This window comes from Microbispora hainanensis, assembly GCF_036186745.1.
Classification (GTDB): Bacteria; Actinomycetota; Actinomycetes; order Streptosporangiales; family Streptosporangiaceae; genus Microbispora.
Genome location: NZ_CP108086.1, coordinates 2,574,521 through 2,594,951, shown reverse-complemented (window position 1 = coordinate 2,594,951; position 20,431 = coordinate 2,574,521). Strand labels below are relative to the sequence as shown.

Below are 20,431 nucleotides of genomic sequence, written 5' to 3'. Positions count from 1 at the left end.
CGAACGGCCCCCTGGCGGGGTGCGGAAACCCCGCTCCTCGCGAAGCCTGGGGGACGTTCACAGATCTTGGGCAAGCCGGCAGGTGGCGGAGACCGTTGCCGGTCTGCACCAGACGTATCCACGGGCCTGGGGCAAGTCGGTCACTGCGCCGGAAGGAAACTCCGGTCCTCGCGAAACCCGCTCCGCTGGGCCTTCGCTGCGGTCCTCGTTCCCTTCCGCTCCGCTCCCTCCACCCCGTGGACGTTGCTAGGAGTCCTTCCGGAACGCCTCGGCGGCGGCGAGGAAGACGTCGTTGGCCTCGCTGTCGCCGATGGAGATCCGGGCCCCCTCGCCGGCGAACGGGCGCACCGCGACCCCGACGGCCGCGCACTTCTCGGCGAACTCCATCGTGCGCTCGCCGAGGCGCAGCCAGACGAAGTTGGCCTCGGTGGGCGGGACGGTCCAGCCCTGCGACAGCAGCGTCTCCCTGACCCGGGCGCGCTCCTTGATCACGGTCTCGACCCGCTCGTGCAGCTCGTCCTCGGCCTTCAGGGACGCGATCGCGGCCGCCTGGGCGAGGTGGTTGACCGCGAACGGCAGCAGCGTCTTGCGGACCGCGGCGGCCACGGGCTCCTGCCCGATCAGGTAGCCGACCCGCAGCCCCGCCAGGCCGTACGCCTTGGAGAACGTGCGCAGGACGGCGACGTTGGGGCGCTCGCGATAGAACGTGAGACCGTCCGGCACGTCCGCGTCCCTGACGTACTCCCGGTAGGCCTCGTCGAGGACGACGAGGACGTTCTCGGGCACGCGGTCGAGGAACCGCGTGAGCTCGTCGGCCCGGTTGACCGTGCCGGTCGGGTTGTTGGGGTTGCAGACGAAGACCAGGCGCGTCTCCGGCGTGATGGCGTCGGCCATGGCGTCGAGGTCGTGCGTCTCGTCGCGCAGCGGCACCTCGATCGAGGTGGCGCCCGCGAAGCCGACCAGCATCGGGTAGGCCTCGAACGAGCGCCAGGCGTACATCACCTCGGCGCCGGGCTCGCCCACCGCCTCCAGGATCTGCTGGGCGACCGCGACCGATCCGGCACCCAGCGCCACGTGGTCGTACGGCACGCCGAGCCGCTCGGCGAGCGTCTCGGTGAGCCGGACCGCGCCGGGATCGGGGTAGCGGTTGACGTCCGTGGCCGCCCGCGCGATCGCTTCAAGCACCGACGGCAGGGGTCCGAAGGGGTTCTCGTTGGAGGACAGCTTGTAGGAGCGGCCGTCCGGTGAGACCACGGCCTTGCCCGGCTTGTAGGCCGGCACGGTGTCGAGGATCGAGCGGAATCGAGGCATGCCCTAACGATAGGAGATCCGCCTGTCCCGGCGGCACCCCGCACGCCCCCTGTGGATAACTCTCCTGCCCCGGTCTTACTGGTAGTAGGCGTAGAGCGTCTTCCAGCTACCGGCGTACTGACAGGTGAGGGACGGCTTGGTGGCCTTGCGCTCGGAGCAGACCTTGAGCTCGACCTCGCCGACGTTCTTGATGGTGAAGGCGAAGGTCTTCTTCGCGCCGTACGAGCAGGTGCGGTAGTTGCGGTAGGCCAGGTGCGGCTTGTTGGCGGCGTCGAAGTAGCTGACGCGGAACAGGGCCCAGCCGCAGGTGGACGACGTGTGGTTCAGGCTGGTGACCTTGCCGGTGACCTTGACGTACGGCGCGGGCCGGCTCCGGTCGCTCTTGGCCGCGGCGATCAGCGAGCCGCTGACCTTGGCCTTCGACCCGGTGGCGTAGTAGGGGCCCCAGGACTTGGCGGCGGTGGCCTCGGCGGCCGTCGCGGTCGCGAGCGGGGCGAGGGCCAGGATGCCGGCAGCGAGCGTGATGCCTGCGAGGGAGCGGGTGAGGGTCATGGCTGGGGGTCCTTTCCTCGTCGTTGCCGGCAGTGTGTCCCGGGCCGCTTTCAAGGCCCTTGACGCCCGCTGAACCGACGACGCCCGCCGCCCGCATGCGGCCGCGCGCTTCGCCGCTCGCGCACGCGGAAGCGCCCACGAACAGCCAGGGGGAACAGCCAGGGGGAACAGCCACCCGCCGAAACGGTGAAGCGTGTCCCAGGCTTGTGTCTCGCCAGGGGAAGCGGACGACTCCGAGGACCGCGCAGAACCGCAGCAGGTCGCGCACGCAACCGGGACGGTCCGGGGGAACGGCCGGCGCGGCCGGTCAGGTGCGCAGCATGGGCGGATGGAGCAGCACGGCGGGGCCCCGGCGGTAGAGCATGGCGGGACGGCCGCCGTCGCGGGTCGTGGTGCGCCCGGTGGGCACGAGGAAGCCCTCGGTCTTGGTGACCTTCCGGTGGAAGTTTCGCGGGTCGAGCGGGCGTCCCCAGACGATCTCGTAGACGCGGCGCAGCTCCGCGACGGTGAACTCGGGCGGGCAGAAGGCCGCGCCGAGCGAGGTGTATTCGAGCTTGCCCCGCGCCCGCTCCACGCCGTCGAGCATGATCCTGCGGTGGTCGAAGGCCATCTCGGTCAGCTCGGCCACCGGCTGCCAGCTCATGTGGGCCTCGGTGGACGCGGGCAGGTCGGGAGCGAGACCCAGATAGGCCACGCTGACCACCCGCTGGCGCGGGTCGCGGTCCGGATAGCCGTAGGTCTGAAGCTGTTCCAGATGGACCGGGGCCCCGGGAAGACCGGCCCGTTCGGCCAGCACGCGGGCCGCCGCGGCGGGCAGGTCCTCCTCCAGCTTGATGAACCCGCCGGACAGCGCCCACCGGCCCTCGTACGGCGGCCGGTCGCGCCGCCAGACGAGTGCGCTGAGCTGCTGGGACCTGACGGTGAGCACGACAAGATCCACGCTGACAGGAATACGCGGGATCATGCCCATGACGCTACAGGACGCGGGCCTCGGCTCGAGCCGTCCTGGGTAGGCCGGCCGGGCCCCGCACGGGAGCTTCATCACCGCTCCACACCCTCGTAACCCCCGTCGGGCGTCGCCCGGCACCGTACGGCCGATGCCGGGCCACGCACGGCCGGGTGGGTCAGAACGCGTTCGTGGGCTTGACGTAGGTCACCCGGAGGTTGAGATAGGTCGCCACGCCGCCGTCATGGCCGCGTACGGCGATCAGGTTGCAGCAGTCGAGGTCGGCCACGGGCACCACGACGTCGATCGCCCCGGCGGCGCACTTGCCGCTCTTGACGCTCTGCACGAGGTGGCCGTTGAAGTAGACCTGCGCGTCGTTGTCCACCGTGCCCTGGATGCGCACCTGCTGGGCGTCGCGCGGCAGGTGGATCCAGTGGCGCACGAGGATGTCGGTGTCGACCGCCCACGGGGTCTTGACGGTGTTCTCGTTGTTCCACGAGCAGGTGCCGTTGGTGGTGCCGAAGCCGGCCTGTCCCAGCGGCCAGCCGCTGTCGTCGAACCCCCGGTCGGCGAAGTCCGGCACCTGGGTCGTGGGGGGCACCTGGCGGTAGGTCCAGCCGGTGCTGTTGTAGTCGAGCGCGGTGACGACGTTCGCACGCCCGCTCGCGGTCTGGGCGGCGGTGGCCGCCGGGGCGGCCAGAGCCATCCCGGTCACCAGCGCGCCCGCCGCGATACCCGCGGGCAGGAGGTTACGAAGTCGGTTCATGTGCGGTCTCCTTGTCGATCGTCGGGTGCCCTGTTGCGGAGGCACCTCGGCGCCGGCGGGGATGGGCCGGCCATCACGCCGCCGCGACATGGAGATCCACTGGCGGCGGCGCAGGCAAAGGAGATCAGCGGGCTGGGCGCGCCGCGCGCGAGCCCCGCCGCGGCATTGCCCGTTCCTTGCCCGGACATTGCCGCACCCTACGCTTGACACGCGCATCACACCCCTGCACCGCACGCGCCTCCGGCGCGTACCCACTGCGCGCCTCCGGCGCGACACGGCGGCAGGGAGATCAGCCGGTGTTGTGGTAGTAGACGGGCTCGGCGGACTTCCTGCCGTCGGCGGAGGTGACCTCCACCCGCACCCAGACGTCGCCGGGGACCGTGGCCCAGTCCACCGGGATCCAGATCTTCTCCGTGCCCGCGGGCAGCCCCGGGATCGGGGTGGTGTCGTGCCAGCCGACCGTGGCCGAGTCGACGACGCGCGGCGTGTCCAGGCCCGGCCAGCTCAGCGTGACCTTGGCCGAGCCGAGGTGGTAGCCGCGGATCTCCAGGCCGTCCTGTATCTGCCGCGCGCGCCGTTGCGCCTCGATCGGGATCGGGCGGTCCCAGTCGGCCGCGATCTCCTCCGACAGCGACGGCGAGCCGCAGGTGAAGAAGTCGCTCCACATGTACGAGATGATCTTCGACACGTACGGCGCGGCGAGCGTCACCTGGGTGTCCAGCCGGGGCTTGTCCGTACGCCCGCGGGTGCCCTGACGGCCGCAGGGCTCCGCCGAGGTGGACGGCTCGAACGCCTCGACGTTGGCCCACAGCTCCACCTGGATGCCCTCCTGGACCAGGTCCTGGCGGGCCTGCGACATCGCGCGGTAGTAGTCGCGGGTGCTGCCGTAGTAGGCCGTGGCGTACGTGCTCTCCCCGACGACCGGTTTGAGGGTGTCGTCCACCGGCTTGTTCTTCCAGTTGGGCCAGAACAGGCCGACCTTGCCCGTGCCCCGGCCGTCCTGCGGCGCGATGATCTCGACTCCGGTGCGTGCCAGTTGCTTGAAGCCCTGCGCCACCTGGGCGGGCGTGGAGGTGTACTTCACCCGCCTGCGGCTGTCGATGTAGGGGCTCACGAGGATCGGCTTGTCCGGCAGCTCCTGCTCGACGATCAGGTGCTGCTCGGCGTACACCTGGAGCGTGTCGACCTTGCTCGGGTCGGGCCAGTCGCGCAACTGCAGCTCGAACGGCTGATAGACGCCGCCCAGCGACTCGCGGCCCTTGAACCGGTCGCCGTAGTCCTGGAGCACCCGCCGGGTCAGCGTGGTGAGCGTGCCGATGTGGCGGGGGTCGGCCCGGGTCGACTCCTCGGGGTCGCGCGGGGCGAGCGGCAGGGCGGGGAAGACCTTGATGCCGAACCGGTCGCCGAGGTCGAGGAGCTCGCTGAGGCTGTCCCTGGTGCCCGCCGAGACGAGGATCAGGTGATAGCCGCGCCCCTCACGGCTGAAGTCGCAGGTGGGGTCGTCCGAGCCGTCCTCGGGCGCGATGAGCCGGAAGAAGACGGCGTCCCCCACCACGACCTCGTGCTCCATCTGGGGGCAGCGGAAGATGCCGGGGCCGAAGCGCTCGTCGGTGCGGTAGACGTACGTCCTCGTGATGCGGTTGCCCGGGTTGGCCGCCTGGAGCTCCTTTTCCGCCGCCTTCATGCACGGCAGCCCGTTCTCGACGCAGCGGGCGAACCTGGCGTCGGGCTTGGGCGCCTTGCCCTCGGGGGTCGAGGCCTCCAGGACCTGCCCCTCATCGTCGGTCTTGCGCGGCGACAGGCCGAACCCGAGACGTACGACGGTGTCCCCGCCAAGGCGGTGGATGGCCTCAAGCTGGCGTCGCCAGGTGCAGGGGTCGGAGGTCGGGATGAGCCAGTAGCCGCTCACGGCGTACGGCGTGGTCGCCGCGGTCTCGAACGTCCCGCAGGGGTCGGTGAACACGCTGTGCGTCGGCGACCCCACCATGGGGGTCGAGGGGACGGTCTGCCCGGCGCTGGCGGTGCCGGAGCCGGTGCTTCCGTCACGGAGGACGATCACCACTGATGCGACGCCGGCGAGGATCGCCACACCCAGGATCAGAGTGAGCCAGCGCACTTTCAGGACACTACCGCCCGTCGTTCAAATGATCTTGCCGCGCCCAGCCTACCCGGATGTGCGCACTGCCGGGCCGGCCTCAGCGGCCGCCTGCGGGAGTGTTCACCACGCGTTCAGCTCTTGACGCCCGCCCACGCCTCTAACTGGGTGACGAAGCGGCGTGCGGAGTTGGGCCAGTGGTGGTTCGCCCGCGCGGCGGCGTAGCCGCGTCCACCGGTGCCGATCCGCTCGAAGGGGTTGTCCCTGAGCTTGAGCACCGCCCGCGCCACCGCTTGAGGGTCCTGCCAGGGGACGACGAGGCCGCACTGGTAGCGCTCCACGAGCTCCACGGCCCGCGGCGAGGGGGTGGTGATGACCGGGATGCCGTGCGCCATGTACTCCACGATCTTCGTGGGCATCGAGTGGCGATAGTTGGGCTCGTCGTGCAGCAGCGAGAGCCCGGCGAGCGCGCCGTCGAGCCGCTTGAGCGCCTCGTCGTTCGGCATGAAGTCGCGCCATTCCAGCACGCCCTGGGCGACGGCCTCGTTCAGCAGGGGGCGGCTCTGCGGGTCGGCGTAGCCGATGAGCTCCACGGCCACCCGATGGGGCTGGAGCAGGCGCGCCACCTCGACGGCCTCCTGGACGCCCCGGGCCTCCGACAGCCAGCCGAGATAGACGACGCGGTCGTCGCCGGGCCGGCTGACCCGGTCGGGCACCCAGGTCTCGTTCGGCACCACGAGGTGCTGCTGCTTGAACCGGCCCGCGTACGCCGCCTCGGCCAGCAGCAGGTGCAGCCGCCGCTCGGCGGTGGTCTCGAGGAGCCGGGCGAGGAAGCGCACCGGCGGGCGCAGGAACGCCGGCAGCCACGGCTTGAGCGACAGCGTCGCGGGCGTGTCCTCGTGGACGTCCCAGACGACCGGCGGGCGGCCGCGCACCCCGGCGACCGCGAGCAGCAGCTCGGGGTCGTGGATGAGGGCCAGGTCGACCTTGCCCCGCATGCTCTTGAAGAGCTTGCGGGCGGCCCGCACCGCGGTCACGCGGCGCCGCTCCGCGGCCCGGGGCAGGTCCACACCCGTCACCCAGGAGCGCGGCACGACTCCCCGCGCGGTGTACGGCGCGGCGTACGTGACCTCATGACCGGCGTCGACGAGTGCCCGGATCTGCCGGTGCAGGATCCGGGCGTCCTCGGGGTGATGCACCACCGTCATGACGAGCACGTGCACGCGCGAAACCCTTCCTACAACCGCTCGACGCGTTCGCTCGTGGCCAGCACGCCGCGAGTGTCCAGGACGAGAGGGGCTCGCTCCTCCACGATGTCGAGGTCGAAGGCCGAGTGCTGCTGGAGCAGGACCACCACGTCGGCGGCGGCCACGGCCTCGGCCAGGTCCTCCTCGCGGGGGATCCGCCTGCCCTCGACCGACCACTCCTTCACGTACGGATCGCAGAACGCCAGCTCGGCGCCCAGTTCGAGGAGCGCCTCGGCCACGGGGATGGCCGGTGTCTCCCGCTCGTCGGCGATGTCCGGCTTGTACGTCACGCCGAGGAGCAGCACGCGCGAGCCGTTCACGGGCTTGCGTGCCCGGTTGAGCAGCCGCTGCACGCGGGCCACCACGTACGACGGCATCCGCTCGTTGATCTCCTGGGCCAGTTCGACGAACCGGAAGGGATAGCCGAGCTTGCGCACCGTGTACGACAGGTACGACGGATCGACGGGGATGCAGTGCCCGCCGACGCCGGGGCCCGGCAGGAACTTCTGGAAACCGAACGGCTTGGTGGAGGCGGCCTCGATGGCCTCCCACAGGTTGACGCCGAGCTCGTCGCAGAAGATCGCCATCTCGTTGACGAGGGCGATGTTGACGTGCCGGTAGGTGTTCTCGAGCAGCTTGGCCATCTCCGCCTCGCGGGTGCCGCTGACCGGCACGACCCGCTCGACGAACTGCGAGTAGAAGGCGGCGGCCCGCTCCTTGCAGGCTGCGGTGTAGCCGCCGACGACCTTGGGAGTGTTGCGCAGGCCGAACTTGGCGTTGCCCGGGTCGATCCGCTCCGGCGAGAACGCCAGGTAGAAGTCCTTGCCCGCCACCAGACCTGACTGCTCCAGGATCGGCCGCGCCAGCTCGTCGGTGGTGCCGGGCCACGTGGTGGACTCCAGCACGACGAGCGTGCCCTCCTGGAGGTGCTCGGCGACGGCCTTGGTGGCGCCCTCCACGGCCGACAGGTCCGGACGGTGGTCCTCGTCCAGCGGCGTCGGGACGCAGATGACGATGGTGCGCGACTTCGACAGCACCGATGCGTCCAGCGTGGCCGTGAAGCCGGCGGCGAGCATCGCGTCGAGGTCGGCGTCGGTCAGGTCGTCGATGTAGGAGCGGCCGGCGTTCAGGGCCTCGACCTTACGGGGGTCGACGTCCAGACCAGCCACCCGCAGGCCCGCCGCCGTGGCCTCCTTGGCCAGCGGCATGCCCACGTATCCCAGCCCGATGATCGTGAGATCGAAGGCTGTCACGACGAGGCCTTGGGGGGAACCTGGGGGCGGAAACAACACTTCATGGTGGCAAAGGTTATCTCAACTCGGAACCAAGCATGCCTGATGCAACACATCCGACTTTCTGCTGTTTATCGGTTTTCGGTCAAGGACTGGTAGATCCCTTGGTACGTGCGGGCCAGGCTGCTCCAGGTCCGGTGCGCGGCGACCTCGGCCTTGCCCGCCTCGCCCATGATCCTCCGGCGCTCCGGATCGTCGCGCAGCGCGGCGAGCGCCTTGGCCAGCGCGGCGGGATCGCCGGGCGGCACCAGCAGGCCGGCGCCCTCACCGCCGACGAGCTCCGACAGCGCGGGCAGGTCGCTCAGCACGACCGGCTTGCCGAGCGCCATCGCCTCGACCGGCTTCAGCGGGGTGACGAGACGGCACACCCGCAGGTCCTCGCGCGGGCAGACGAAGATGTCGATGGCCGCCTGCGCCTGCAGCGCCTCGTCCGGGCCCACCCGGCCGGGCAGGATCGCGTCCGTCAGGCGCAGCTTCTCGACCTGTTCGAGCAGCGCGGGCCGCTCGGCGCCGTCCCCGACCAGCAGGACCTTCACCGGCGTCCCGGCCTCGCGCAGCAGCGCGGCGGCGCTCAGAAGTGTGGCGAAGCCCTCATAGGCGACGATGCTCGACACCGAGCCCACGACGATCTCGTCGCGCCCGATCCCGAACCGGTCGCGGAACGCCTCGCCGTCGTAGTCGGCCGTCAGCAGGGCGTCGTCCACGGCGTTGGGCGCGAGGAAAATGCGCTCCCTGGGCACGCCGCGCTCCACGATCTCGGCGGCCATCGTCTCGGCGAGCGTCACGACCGCGTCGGCCTCGCGCATGATCTGCGCCTCACGCTCACGCTGCAGCCTGTGCCGCTCGCTGCCGACCCTCGCCGGGTCGCGGGAGACCCAGGTCTCCTCCAGGAAGCCGCGCACCTCGTACACGAAGGGCGTGTTCGTCCGCTCGCGCACGGCGAGCGCGACGGAGCCGTTGCGGTGGTCGGTCGCCGCGTGCAGCACCTGCGGGCGGAGGGTCCTGACCAGCTCGGAGACGTCCGCGGCGCCGCGGATCATCCGGCCCTGGCTCTCGAACGGCACCTCGCCCTTGGGCAGGAGCCGGTAGTAGGGGATGCCGTCGATCTCCTCGTACGGCTCGGCGTCGGTGTGGCCCTGGAGCATGGGCCAGCCCCAGCTCGTCACGACGTGGGGGTCGAGCCCCGCCGCCTTCTGGGCGGTGACGATGCGGTGGGTGCGCACGGTGTAGCCCGCCTGCGTGTACGGCAGGGCGTTGGTGACCATGTGCAGCACCCGGCCGGTCACCCGCTCACCCATGATGATCTTCGGCTTGGGCGGGATCGGGTTCGGGCCGAGCGCGGCCTTCTCCCCCTCGTAGTAGGCCATCCTGCGGCGGACGAACGGCCACCGGGACTGCGGCTTGAGCACCTGGACCGCCTCGGTGAGCCGGCCGGCGTCGAAGTGGGCCTTGGCGTCCCGCAGCGGGCCCTTGGCCGCGCGCTGCAGGATCTTGCGGGTCCTGACCTTGACGAACCGGGCGGCGGGCCAGGCGACGCGTCCGACGACCGGGCGCATGCCGGGAGGGATCGCGTCGGCGGCGGCCTGGGCTACCCGCATCGGGTCGGACTTGACCTTGCTGACGAAGATCCGGGAGACGAGGACAGGGTTCCTCGCGAACCCCCGGAGGAAGCCGCCGAGGCCGGCCTTCGCGGACGCGGCGGACACGGCCTTTGCGGGCTTGTTGGCCTCGGTTTCCACGGCGCGACCGTACCATAGGCAACGTTTGTGCCAGGGAGTGCGAAAACGCGCGGCAGGGCACGGCTTGTGAGCACGACCAGAGACGAAAGGCGAGGCAGATGAGAGACAACCCCCTCGTCCTGCACGTACTGGGCGCCCGGCCGAACTTCGTCAAGGCGGCCCCGGTCGTCAGGGGGCTGGCCGAACTCGGGGTCCGGCAGGGCATCATCCACACCGGCCAGCACTACGACGCGCTGATGTCGGACGTGTTCTTCGCCGACCTGGGGCTGCCCGAGCCGATCGCCAACCTCGGCGTCGGCAGCGGCACCCACGCCCGGCAGACGGCCGCCCTGCTCACCGGGCTTGAGGACGTCGTGCTCGAACACCGCCCGGCGCTCGTGGTGGTGTACGGCGACGTGAACTCGACGCTCGCGGCGATCCTCGTCTGCGCCAAGCTGCACGTGCCGACCGCGCACGTCGAGGCGGGCCTGCGCTCCTTCGACCGGGAGATGCCGGAGGAGGTCAACCGGGTCGTCACCGACGCGCTGTCGGACCTGCTGTTCGCCACCTCGCCCGAGGCGCTGTCGCACCTGGCCAACGAGGGCGTGGACCCGGCGAAGGTGCACCTCGTCGGCAATCCGATGATCGACAGCCTGTTCGCCGCGCTGCCCAAGCTCGACCCGGCGCCGGTGCGGGAGCGGCTGGGGATCGAGGGCGACTACGCGGTGGCCACGCTGCACCGACCGGCCAACGTGGACGACCCCGAGGCGGCCCGCGAGCTGGTCGAGGCCGTGCTCGGCGTGGCCGAGCAGGTGCAGGTCGTCGTGCCGCTGCACCCCCGCGGCCGGCAGCGGCTGGCGGACGCCGGTCTCGTCAACCGGCCGAACCTGAAGATCGTCGACCCGCTCGGCTACGTGGACTTCCTGTCCCTGGTGCGCGGGGCCGCCCTGGTGGTGACCGACTCCGGCGGCGTGCAGGAGGAGACGACCATGCTGGGCGTCCCCTGCCTGACCGTCCGGCCCAACACCGAGCGGCCGATCACCGTGACCCACGGCACGAACCGGCTCGTCACGCCCGCCTCGCTGCCCGCCGCGGCGTCCAAGGCGCTCGCGGACGGCGCGGCCACGCCGAGCGGCGACCTGCCGCCGCTGTGGGACGGCGCCGCCGGGCCGCGGATCGCCCGCGTCATCGAGGCCTGGCTGCGTGGCGACAACCTCTCCCCCGCCGCCAAGGGCATCCTGCGTTAGTTCTCAGGACGGTTCAGGACGGGGGGAAGACCTCGCTCGTTTGAATCCCCTATATCGGCACAAAGGTCTCTGTGGCCCTTTACGATGGCTTGTCCGTAAGGGGGAGAGGTATGGCTGAGACCGAAGAGACTCCTGAAGAGCCCCGTTTCCAGCGACTGGGGCCGGTGAACTGGCTGCCCGAGGAGCGCAAGCACATCGAGCAGTACGAGCAGCGGATCCGCGACCTGGAGAACCGGCTCGCCTACCAGGAGGCCCGCGCCGACTACGCCCTCTGGCGGCTGCAGGCCACCCAGACCCAGAAGCCCTACCGGGTCGCGCAGGTGCTGACGAACGCGGCGAAGCCCAAGAAGATCGTCCGGCTGCCGCGTGATCTCAGCAAGGCGATGAAGGACGGCAAGAAGCCGCCGCAGGCGCCGCCGTCCGCGATCGAGGTCGCCGCCGAGGCCGAGAAGCGCGGCCCCGAGGTCAAGATCCCCGGCCTCAAGTGGCCCGACGGCCCGGTCGTACGGCCCGACCTGCGCGTCGCGGTCATCCTCGACGACTTCTCCCGCATGGCGTTCAAGTACGAGTGGGACCAGATCGAGTTCGGGCTGCAGGACTGGCGGGAGATCTTCGCCGAGAAGCGGCCCGAGATGCTGTTCTGCGAGTCGGCCTGGCACGGCAACCAGGGCCGCTGGCGCTACCAGATGACCGGGACCAACGCGCCCAAGCAGGAGCTGCGCGACCTGATCGCCTGGTGCCGCGAGGAGGGCATCCCCACGGTCTTCTGGAACAAGGAGGACCCGCCCAACTTCGACTTCTTCATCGAGACGGCCAAGCTGTTCGACTACGTGTACACGTGCGACGGCGACATGATCCCGAAATATCGCGAGATGCTGGGTCATGACCGTGTCGGTGTGCTGCAGTTCGCCGCCCAGCCCCGGATCCACAACCCGATCCAGACCAAGCAGGGCCGGCCGTACGACGTGGTCTTCGCGGGGATGTACTTCCGCGACAAGCACCCCGAGCGGCGCGAGCAGATGGAGACGATCCTCGCGCCGGTGCGCCCGCTCGGCCTGCACATCTACGCCAGGAACGCCTCCGTGGCCGACAAGTACGCCTGGCCGGAGGAGTATCGCCCCCACATCGTGGGCGAGCTGCCGTACGAGCAGATGCTGGCCGCGTACAAGATGTACAAGGTCTTCCTGAACGTGAACTCGGTGATCGACTCGCCCACCATGTGCGCGCGCCGGGTCTTCGAGCTGTCGGCCTGCTCGACCACCGTGCTGTCGGGGTGGTCGCGGGCCATCGAGGAGACGTTCGGCCCGCTCATCCCGGTCGCGCACTCCCAGGAGGAGGCGTACAACCGGGCGATCTACCTGATCAACAGCCCCGAGCTGCGGGCGCGCCAGGGCCACCTGGCGATGCGCGAGGTGTTCGACAAGCACCTGTTCTCCCACCGCGTCGACCAGATCCTCACCGACCTCGGCCTGCCGGTCGTCTCGCGCTCGCGGTCGATCTCCGTGGTGCTGCCGACCAACCGGGCCGGTCAGCTCGAACACGCGATCAGCCAGGTGGCGCGGCAGCGGCACCGCAACCTGGAGCTCGTGCTGGTCATGCACGGCCTGTCGGAGGACCCGGCGGTCGTGCGCGACAAGGCCCTCGCGGCGGGCATCCCGGCCGTGAAGGTGCTGACCGCCGACCCGTCCTGGACGCTGGGCGAGGTGCTCAACCACGGCATCGCCCACGCCGAGGGCGAGCTGATCTCCAAGATGGACGACGACAACATCTACGGCGAGCACTACCTGTCCGACCTGGTGCGCGCGTTCGACTACGCCGACGCCGAGATGGTCGGCAAGGGCGCGCACTACACCTACTTCCCCGACCAGGACGTCACGATCTTCCGCCTGCCGGGGCTGGAACACCGCTACGCTCACCTCATCCAGGGGGCTACGATCCTGGCCAAGTCCGACCTGCTGCGGGCGTTCCCGTTCGAACCGGTCAACGCGGGCGAGGACACCCGTCTCGTACGGCGCTGCAAGGCGGAGGGCGTCCGGATCTACTCGGCCGACCGATACAACTTCATCTACATGCGCGGCTCGGACGCCACCGCCCACACCTGGCAGGCGGCCGACTACAAGCTGACCCGCAACGCGCAGTTCTGCTTCGCCGGCAACCCCGAGGCGCACGTCCTCATCTGACCCGGCGTTCCTGTGGGAGGAGACCGCTCAGGGCCTGTCGCGGCTCTGGGCGGTCTTCGCTTGGTACCCCTGGCTGTACCTCCATTGGGCAGCATGCGGGAGCGACCGGGAGGGCCTCCGGCTGGTGTGCTGATCACTGTCAGTCGGCACTCCCACAGGAGACGTGAAATGGCACTCGACAGCCGGCCGCGGGCCGGGCACCACACGAACGAGACCGGGATCAAGGGCTTCATCCGCCGCCACCCGCTGGTCGCCTTCTTCACCCTGGCCAACCTCATGAGCTGGGTGGCCTGGTCACCCTACGTGCTCTCGAACAACGGCCTGGGGGTCTGGGACTTCGACTTCCCCGCCGTGCTCGGCACCACCCAGTTCGCCGGCGTTCTCCCCGGCGCCTATCTCGGCCCCATCTTCGCCGCGTACGTCGTGACGAGGGTCGCGGACGGCAGGGAGGGCGTCCGCCGGTGGGTCGGCCGGATGACCAAGTGGCGGGTCGGCCGGCTCTGGTACCTCGGGACCGCCCTCGGTGTGCCCGCCCTCATCATCGTCACCGGTCTCGCGCTCTCCGGCGAGAACATCCACATGCCGCCCGTCGCCGCGCTGGTCGCGTACGTGCCCGGCCTGCTGCTCCAGATGGTCACCACCGGTCTCGCCGAGGAGCCCGGCTGGCGCGACTTCGCCCTGCCCCGCATGCAGCGGAGGTTCGGCCCGCTGGGCGCCACCGCCATCCTGGGCCCGCTGTGGGGCGTCTGGCACCTGCCGCTGTTCCTGAGCGAGTGGGGCGGCTGGCCGGACGTCACCTGGACGAGGATCGGCGAGTTCGTCGCCTTCGCCACCGTCTTCAGCGTGGTCGTCACCTGGGTGTTCAACCGCACCGGCCAGAGCCTGCCGCTGATCATGGTGCTGCACGTCAGCGTCAACAACTTCATGTCGATCGTCTACTCGGACATGTTCCCGTCGCTCGGCACCCCCGAGCACGCGAGCCACGTCACCCTGCTCGCGGGCACCACGGCGGCGGTCCTGGTGCTCATCGCGACCCGCGGACGCCTCGGCTACCGTCCCGCCGAGGAGCCCGCGCCGGAGCGCACGGCGGAACTCACACCGGAGCTCACACCGGAGCTCACACCGGGACTCGCCGCGCAGCGGTGAACGGCCACCGCGCGAAGACCCTAAGCTCGTCAGCCCGAGGGGGTGCATGATGGCGGCGCGTCAGCGGAAACCGGCCAGGGGCGTCGCCGCGTACGCCCGCGGCCTCTTCGACGCCTTCGAACACCTCGTCGGCGGTCTCGGCACCGCGCTGCTGGCGTTCGCCGCTCTGCTGTGGCTCGTCGTGGTCGCGCTCACCTGCGTGATCGGTGTGGGCCTGCTCCTCGCGCCCACCGTGCCACGGGTCGTACGGTCCGTCGCCGAGCGGGAGCGCGGCCGGCTGTCCCGGTGGGGGCCGGAGATCGTCGCCCTGGGGCCCGCGCCGGCCGGTGTGCGCGCGGCCTTCGCCGACCGGGCGGTGCGGCGGGAGCTGGGCTGGCTCCTCGTGCACGCCACGCTGGGCCTGTTCCTCGGCCTGGCGGCGCTGACCCTGGTGGTGGACGCCGTGCAGGACGTCACCTATCCGCTGTGGTGGCGGACGCTGCCCGCGGAGGACCCCGCCCCGACGCTGGTGTTCTGGGACGTGCGCGACGACGCCGACGCCTGGGCGGTCGCGCTCCTCGGCGTGGGGCTTGCCGTCGGCTTCCTGGCGCTCGGGAGCGGAATGGCCCGGTTGCAGGCGTGGCCGGGACGCCGGCTCCTGGCGCCCACCGCGGACATGGACCTCTCCCTGCGCGTCGCGGAGCTGTCGGCCACCCGCGCGGCGGCGCTGGACGCCCACGCCGCCGAGCTGCGGCGGATCGAACGCTCCCTGCACGACGGGACGCAGAACCGGCTGGTCGCCGTCACCGTGCTGCTCGGCGCGGCCCGCCGCGCGCTGTCGCAGAACCGGCCGGGCGCGGAGGACATGCTCGAACGCGCGCAGGAGACCGCCGAGCAGGCGCTGGCCGAGCTCCGTACGGTCGTGCGCGGCATCCTGCCGCCCGTGCTGGCCGACCGGGGGCTCGCCGACGCGCTCGCCGGGCTCGCGGCCAACTGCGGGGTGCCCTGCCGGGTCGACGTCGACGCGCCCGGCAGGTGCGCCGCCTCCATCGAGGCGACCGCCTACTTCGTGAGCGCCGAGGCGCTCACCAACATCTCCAGGCACAGCCGGGCCCGGCACGCCACCGTGACCGTACGGCGTGAGGGCGGCCGGCTGCGCCTGCGGATCGAGGACGACGGCGTCGGCGGCGCGGACGAACGCCAGGGCTCCGGGCTCACCGGCATGCGCAGCCGGATCGAGGCCCACGACGGCCGTCTCACCCTGACCAGCCCACCCGGTGGGCCGACCACCATCGACGTGGAGTTGCCGTGCGGATCGTGATAGCCGAAGACGACCCGCTGCTGCGTGAGGGGGTCGCGCTGCTGCTGCGCGCGGAGTCCCTGGACGTGGTGGCGACGACCGACTCCCCGGACGCCTTCCTGGCGGCCGTCGACGCCCACCGGCCCGACGTGGCCATCGTCGACGTCCGGATGCCGCCGACCCACACCACCGAGGGGATCGCCGCGGCCGTGGAGGCCAGGCGCCGGCTGCCCGGTCTGGCGGTGCTCGTGCTGTCCGCGTATGTCGAGCAGGCGTTCGCCACCGAGCTGCTCGCCGGGGGGACCGACCGGCTCGGCTATCTGCTCAAGGAGCGGGTCGGCCGGGTCGGCGAGTTCCTCGACGCCCTGCACCGGGTCGCCGCCGGAGGCACGGCCATCGACCCCGAGGTCGTCGCCCAGTTGCTCACGCGCACCCGCTCCGACAGCGGGCTGGAACGGCTGACCGCCCGCGAGCGCGACGTGCTCGCCCTGATGGCCGAGGGGCTGGGCAACACCGCCATCTCCGAGCGGCTGTTCATCAGCGAAGGCGCCGTGCACAAGCACATCCGCAACATCTTCGCGAAGCTCGACCTGGCGCCCACCGACCGCGCGGACCGGAGGGTCACGGCCGTCCTGCGCTACCTGGAGGACACCCAGCGCCGCGGCTGAGGGTGCCAACGAGGAATGCCGGGCGGTTTGCGATAGTTGCCCTGTTTCGGGACTCTTCCGCTCTCAAGCGGAAGGGTCCCGTGTACGTGCGCGAAGGGACAGGGGAGCCACCACGTGACCACGAAGTCGACCACGACGACGGCATCGAAAGGCATCGGGCTACGGTCGGAGCGCGGTCCCGTGCTCGCCGCCATCATGCTCTGCACCGCTCTGGTGGCGCTGGACAGCACGATCATCGCCACCGCGGTGCCGTCCGTCGTCACCGACCTCGGCGGGTTCTCCCAGTTCCCCTGGCTGTTCTCGATCTACCTGCTCACCCAGGCCGTGACCGTGCCCATCTACGGCAAGCTCGCCGACGTGTTCGGGCGCAAGCCGGTGATGTTCTTCGGCATCGGGGCGTTCCTGCTCGGGTCGGTGCTGTGCGGGGTGGCCTGGAGCATGCCCGCGCTGATCGCGTTCCGCGCGATCCAGGGCATCGGCGCCGGGGCGGTGCAGCCCATCAGCATGACGATGGCGGGCGACCTCTACACGGTCGAGGAGCGGGCCCGCGTCCAGGGCTACCTCGCCAGCGTGTGGGGCATCTCGGCGGTGGTCGGCCCGACGCTCGGCGGCGTCTTCTCCGAGTACGTCTCCTGGCGCTGGATCTTCTTCATCAACCTGCCGCTCGGCGCCCTGGCCACCTGGATGCTCGCCCGGCGCTTCAAGGAGCAGGTGAAGCGGGGCTCCCACCGGATCGACTACACCGGCGCCGTGCTGCTCACCGGCGGCTCCTCCCTGCTCATCCTCGGCCTGCTGGAGGGCGGCGTCTCCTGGGACTGGGACTCGGCGCCCAGTCTGCTGATCTTCGCGGCGGGCCTCCTCCTGATCGCCGCCTTCGTGCTCGTGGAGCGCCGCGCGGCCGAGCCGGTGCTGCCCCTGTGGGTGTTCCGCCGCCGCACGCTGACCGGCGGCAACCTGACCTCCCTCGGCATCGGCGCCCTCACGATCGGGCTCACCTCGTACGTCCCGACGTACGCGCAGGGCGTGCTGGGCACCGGCGCGCTGGTGGCGGGCTTCGCCCTCGCCGCGCTCACCGTCGGCTGGCCCCTCGCGGCGACGTTCTCCGGCCGCTTCTACATGCGCATCGGGTTCCGCGACACCGCGCTGATCGGCATCGTCGTGGTGGTGGCCGGCTCCGTGCTGTGCGCGCTGCTCGGCCAGAACGCCATGATCTGGCAGGTCGCGGCCGCCTGCTTCGTCGTCGGCGTCGGCCTCGGCCTGTCGGCCAGCCCCACGATGGTCGCCGTGCAGTCGGTCGTCGGCTGGGAACGCCGCGGCGTGGTCACCGCCACCAACATGTTCTGCCGCTCGCTCGGCAGCACGGTCGGGGCCGCCGTGCTCGGCGCCATCGCCAACTCGACGCTGTCGGACCGCTTCGCCCACCCGCCCGCCGACGTCGCGGGACACCTGCCGGACAGCCTCGACGCCACGAGCCTGGTGCTGAAGGCCCAGGGCGCGGCGGCCCACTCCGCCGCCGCGACCTTCGTCCGGGGCGCGTTGTACGACGCGGTCCACCACATCTTCATCGCGCTCGTCGTCGTGGCCGTGCTCAGCGTCGCCGCGCTGCTGCTCATGCCCCGCCGTACGACCGAGTTGTCGTTCGACTGACGGGACGGCCCGCCGCGGCCGATCAGCCGCCCGGTGTCCGCGCCGCGCGTTCGGGGGCATGGGAGCCGCTCCGCCACGTCGCACGCGCGGCGGCGGCGCTCAACGCCCCGGCCGCGAGCAGCGCGGCGACGGCCACCAAGGCGAAGCCGAGGCCGGTGCTGAGATAGAGGCTGCCGAGCCCGGCGACGGCGCTGACGCCGGCCAGCACGGGCCCGGTCGAGTTCAACGCCGACAACGCCGATGCGCGCTCCGGGCCCACGATGGCGGCCACCCGTGCCACCAGCGGGCTGTAACCGGCCGCGTGCCCCGCGCCGGCCAGGAACAACACCGGGATCATGAGCGCCGGGGGCCACTCGTCACCGGGCAGCGCGGCCACTGTCAGGGCGCCCGCGGCGAAGACGGCCGGCCCGGCGACCGGAAGGACCGACTGCGCCCCCTCGGGCAGCCGGGCCCAGGTCAGGCTCAGCGTGGCGAACCCGATCGCGTACGGCACGAAGGCGAGCCCGGCGGCGAGCGGGCCGAACCCGAGCTCGTTCTGGAGATGCAGGGTCAGCACGAACAGGAACGCGGTGTAACAGCCCATCACCGCGACACAGGTGGCGAGCGCGGCTCCCACCCCCGCAGGCCGCAGGACAGAGAGATCGAGAAGCGGCAGGCCGCCCCGGCGGACGACCCGGCCCTCGAACCTCACGAGGACCACCAGCAGGAGCAGGCCGGCGAGCAGCGAGGCCCAGGCCCACTCCGGCCAGCCGTACTGCCTGCCGAAGATCAGCGGGACGATCACCGCCGACATCGCCGCGGTGAGCAGCGCGACCCCGCCCAGGTCGAGCCTGCGGGCCACCGGCGCGCTCTCCGGGAGCGCGCGCAGCCCCACGACCATCAGCACGGCCCCCACCGGGACGTTGACCAGGAAGACCGGCCGCCAGGTCAGCCCGAGCAGGTCGGCCCCGACCACCAGGCCGCCGATCACCTGACCGAGGGCGACGCCCAGGGCCAGCACCATCGAGTAGACGCCGATGGCCCGTTTGCGGGCGGAGCCGTCGAAGCGAAGCTGGATCAGCGAGAAGACCTGCGGCACCATCAGCGCGGCCGCCACGGCCTGGGCCACCCGGGCCGCCACCAGCACCGGCGCCGCCGGTGCGAGCCCGCACAGCAGCGACGCCAGTGTGAAGGCCGCCAGTCCGCCGAGGAAGGCCCGCCGATGGCCGATCAGATCCCCCGTACGGGCGCCGGTCACGTTGAGCACCCCGAGCGTGAGCAGGTACGCCGACGGGACCAGTTGCAGGACGGCGTCATCGACCCGCAGATCGTGCTGTATCGACGGCAGCGCGACCGTGACGATCGAGCCGTCCATCGACGCCATCATCTGCCCGGCCAGAAGCACGGTGAGCACCACCCACGGCCGTGGCCTCGTCAATCTCGACATGGCCCTCAGGCTCCGCGATCGCGGGCCCCGGGGTCTTGAACATTTTTGCCCGTGCGGGGATCCGTACAGTGGACCGGTGCGGACATCGAGGTCAGTCATCGATACGCCGGATTTCTCCGTCCACGTGGTCTCCTGCACGGCCCGGCATCACACCTGGTCGACGCCCGAGGAGGGCGGGTCGTACGGCATCGTCCTCGTGCGCCGCGGGATGTTCCGGGTGCGCGGCGACGGTCACCGCATGGTCGCCGATCCCACGATGGGCTACGCGCAGTGGCCGGGCGGCGAGTACGCGTTCGCGCACCCCGCCGGCGGCGACGTCTGCACGTTCGTCGGGGTGCGGCCCTCGCTGTGGCACGCGGTGGTGGGCGACGAGCCGCCGCATCCGTCGCTGGCGATCGACGGCCGGGCCGAGCTCGCACACCGGCTTCTCCTGCGCACCGCGCACGACTCGGCCGACCCCGCGGAACGGCTGGTGCACACGCTCGTCACGACGATCCGCCCGCGAGCCGACCGGCGAAGCCCGGACCGCGGCGGAGTCCTGGCGGACCGGGCGCGAGAGGCCATCCTGGCGGACGACCCCGACTCGGCCGATCTCGTACGGCTGGCCCGGGCGCTCGGGGTCTCGCCCTCCCACCTGAGCCGGACCTTCCGCAGGCAGGTCGGCATGACGGTCAGCCGCTACCGCAACCGGGTGCGGGTCGGCCGAGCCCTCGCCCGCATCGAGGAGGGAGAGCAGGACCTGGCGGGCCTCGCCGCGGCTCTCGGCTTCGCCGACCAGGCCCACCTCACCCGCACCATGCGGGCCGAGCTCGGCCGCCCGCCCGGCCACATCCGTCGGCTGTTGTCACCGAACGCCTGCCTGGTGAGCTCACCCGCCGAGCAGCGGCACCAGGCTGATGTCATCTAACCAG

16 protein-coding genes are annotated in these 20,431 nt (G+C 71.3%); 7 read left to right on the top strand and 9 right to left on the bottom strand.

The window, feature by feature from the left end:
• Positions 1 to 246: 246 nt before the first annotated feature.
• The 8 genes from hisC to OHB01_RS12070 form a co-directional block, all read right to left on the bottom strand.
• Positions 247 to 1,311 carry a histidinol-phosphate transaminase gene (hisC, locus tag OHB01_RS12105; RefSeq protein ID WP_142649022.1) on the bottom strand — a complete coding sequence of 355 codons (1,065 nt, stop codon included), beginning with the start codon at positions 1,309 to 1,311 and terminating at the stop codon, positions 247 to 249.
• 75 nt (positions 1,312 to 1,386) lie between these two features.
• On the bottom strand, positions 1,387 to 1,863 hold the full coding sequence (locus tag OHB01_RS12100) for a hypothetical protein (RefSeq protein WP_142649021.1): 477 nt from the start codon (positions 1,861 to 1,863) through the stop codon (positions 1,387 to 1,389).
• A 307-nt stretch (positions 1,864 to 2,170) separates the two neighbouring features.
• Positions 2,171 to 2,827, bottom strand: a complete 657-nt coding sequence (locus OHB01_RS12095; RefSeq protein WP_079314646.1) for an NUDIX hydrolase — start codon at positions 2,825 to 2,827, stop codon at positions 2,171 to 2,173.
• A gap of 160 nt (positions 2,828 to 2,987) precedes the next feature.
• Positions 2,988 to 3,575: a hypothetical protein gene (locus OHB01_RS12090; RefSeq protein ID WP_142649020.1), complete on the bottom strand. Its 588-nt coding sequence runs from the start codon at positions 3,573 to 3,575 to the stop codon at positions 2,988 to 2,990.
• Positions 3,576 to 3,864: 289 nt separating this feature from the next.
• Positions 3,865 to 5,691, bottom strand: a complete 1,827-nt coding sequence (locus OHB01_RS12085; RefSeq protein ID WP_147942894.1) for a DUF4434 domain-containing protein — start codon at positions 5,689 to 5,691, stop codon at positions 3,865 to 3,867.
• A gap of 113 nt (positions 5,692 to 5,804) precedes the next feature.
• Positions 5,805 to 6,893, bottom strand: coding sequence for a glycosyltransferase (locus OHB01_RS12080; RefSeq protein WP_185949005.1), 1,089 nt, complete (start codon positions 6,891 to 6,893; stop codon positions 5,805 to 5,807).
• A 14-nt stretch (positions 6,894 to 6,907) separates the two neighbouring features.
• A complete protein-coding gene (locus OHB01_RS12075; protein WP_147942893.1) occupies positions 6,908 to 8,170 on the bottom strand; it encodes a nucleotide sugar dehydrogenase in 1,263 nt (420 codons plus the stop codon).
• A 110-nt stretch (positions 8,171 to 8,280) separates the two neighbouring features.
• Positions 8,281 to 9,948: a glycosyltransferase family 4 protein gene (locus OHB01_RS12070; protein ID WP_147942892.1), complete on the bottom strand. Its 1,668-nt coding sequence runs from the start codon at positions 9,946 to 9,948 to the stop codon at positions 8,281 to 8,283.
• A 98-nt stretch (positions 9,949 to 10,046) separates the two neighbouring features.
• Here OHB01_RS12070 and wecB point away from each other — a divergent pair, with 98 nt between their 5' ends.
• The 6 genes from wecB to OHB01_RS12040 all read left to right on the top strand — a co-directional run bounded on the left by wecB (position 10,047) and on the right by OHB01_RS12040 (position 18,094).
• Positions 10,047 to 11,174, top strand: a complete 1,128-nt coding sequence (wecB, locus tag OHB01_RS12065; RefSeq protein ID WP_142649016.1) for a non-hydrolyzing UDP-N-acetylglucosamine 2-epimerase — start codon at positions 10,047 to 10,049, stop codon at positions 11,172 to 11,174.
• 110 nt (positions 11,175 to 11,284) lie between these two features.
• The gene (locus OHB01_RS12060; protein ID WP_142649015.1) at positions 11,285 to 13,354 is read left to right on the top strand and encodes a glycosyltransferase family protein; all 2,070 of its coding nucleotides are present in this window, start codon (positions 11,285 to 11,287) and stop codon (positions 13,352 to 13,354) included.
• 168 nt (positions 13,355 to 13,522) lie between these two features.
• Positions 13,523 to 14,500, top strand: a complete 978-nt coding sequence (locus OHB01_RS12055; protein ID WP_328855350.1) for a CPBP family intramembrane glutamic endopeptidase — start codon at positions 13,523 to 13,525, stop codon at positions 14,498 to 14,500.
• Between the two features lie 46 nt (positions 14,501 to 14,546).
• Positions 14,547 to 15,800 (top strand): sensor histidine kinase, encoded by a 1,254-nt coding sequence (locus OHB01_RS12050; protein WP_185949004.1) that lies wholly within the window; start codon positions 14,547 to 14,549, stop codon positions 15,798 to 15,800.
• A complete protein-coding gene (locus OHB01_RS12045) occupies positions 15,788 to 16,447 on the top strand; it encodes a response regulator (protein ID WP_142649013.1) in 660 nt (219 codons plus the stop codon). Before OHB01_RS12050 ends, OHB01_RS12045 begins: the two co-directional genes overlap by 13 nt.
• A gap of 114 nt (positions 16,448 to 16,561) precedes the next feature.
• Positions 16,562 to 18,094 (top strand): MDR family MFS transporter, encoded by a 1,533-nt coding sequence (locus tag OHB01_RS12040; protein WP_221889947.1) that lies wholly within the window; start codon positions 16,562 to 16,564, stop codon positions 18,092 to 18,094.
• 22 nt (positions 18,095 to 18,116) lie between these two features.
• On the opposite strand, the gene OHB01_RS12035 is transcribed toward OHB01_RS12040, so the two are convergent.
• Positions 18,117 to 19,520: an MFS transporter gene (locus tag OHB01_RS12035; RefSeq protein WP_328855349.1), complete on the bottom strand. Its 1,404-nt coding sequence runs from the start codon at positions 19,518 to 19,520 to the stop codon at positions 18,117 to 18,119.
• Between the two features lie 76 nt (positions 19,521 to 19,596).
• Here OHB01_RS12035 and OHB01_RS12030 point away from each other — a divergent pair, with 76 nt between their 5' ends.
• A complete protein-coding gene (locus OHB01_RS12030) occupies positions 19,597 to 20,427 on the top strand; it encodes an AraC family transcriptional regulator (RefSeq protein WP_328855348.1) in 831 nt (276 codons plus the stop codon).
• Positions 20,428 to 20,431: the final 4 nt, after the last annotated feature.

Coding starts and splice junctions, on each gene's coding strand:
- OHB01_RS12055 (WP_328855350.1), top strand. CDS start 13,523: ATGGCACTCGACAGCCGGCCGCGGGCCGGGCACCACACGAACGAGACC.
- OHB01_RS12100 (WP_142649021.1), bottom strand. CDS start 1,863: ATGACCCTCACCCGCTCCCTCGCAGGCATCACGCTCGCTGCCGGCATC.
- OHB01_RS12090 (WP_142649020.1), bottom strand. CDS start 3,575: ATGAACCGACTTCGTAACCTCCTGCCCGCGGGTATCGCGGCGGGCGCG.
- OHB01_RS12095 (WP_079314646.1), bottom strand. CDS start 2,827: ATGATCCCGCGTATTCCTGTCAGCGTGGATCTTGTCGTGCTCACCGTC.
- OHB01_RS12060 (WP_142649015.1), top strand. CDS start 11,285: ATGGCTGAGACCGAAGAGACTCCTGAAGAGCCCCGTTTCCAGCGACTG.
- wecB (WP_142649016.1), top strand. CDS start 10,047: ATGAGAGACAACCCCCTCGTCCTGCACGTACTGGGCGCCCGGCCGAAC.
- OHB01_RS12035 (WP_328855349.1), bottom strand. CDS start 19,520: ATGTCGAGATTGACGAGGCCACGGCCGTGGGTGGTGCTCACCGTGCTT.
- hisC (WP_142649022.1), bottom strand. CDS start 1,311: ATGCCTCGATTCCGCTCGATCCTCGACACCGTGCCGGCCTACAAGCCG.
- OHB01_RS12050 (WP_185949004.1), top strand. CDS start 14,547: ATGATGGCGGCGCGTCAGCGGAAACCGGCCAGGGGCGTCGCCGCGTAC.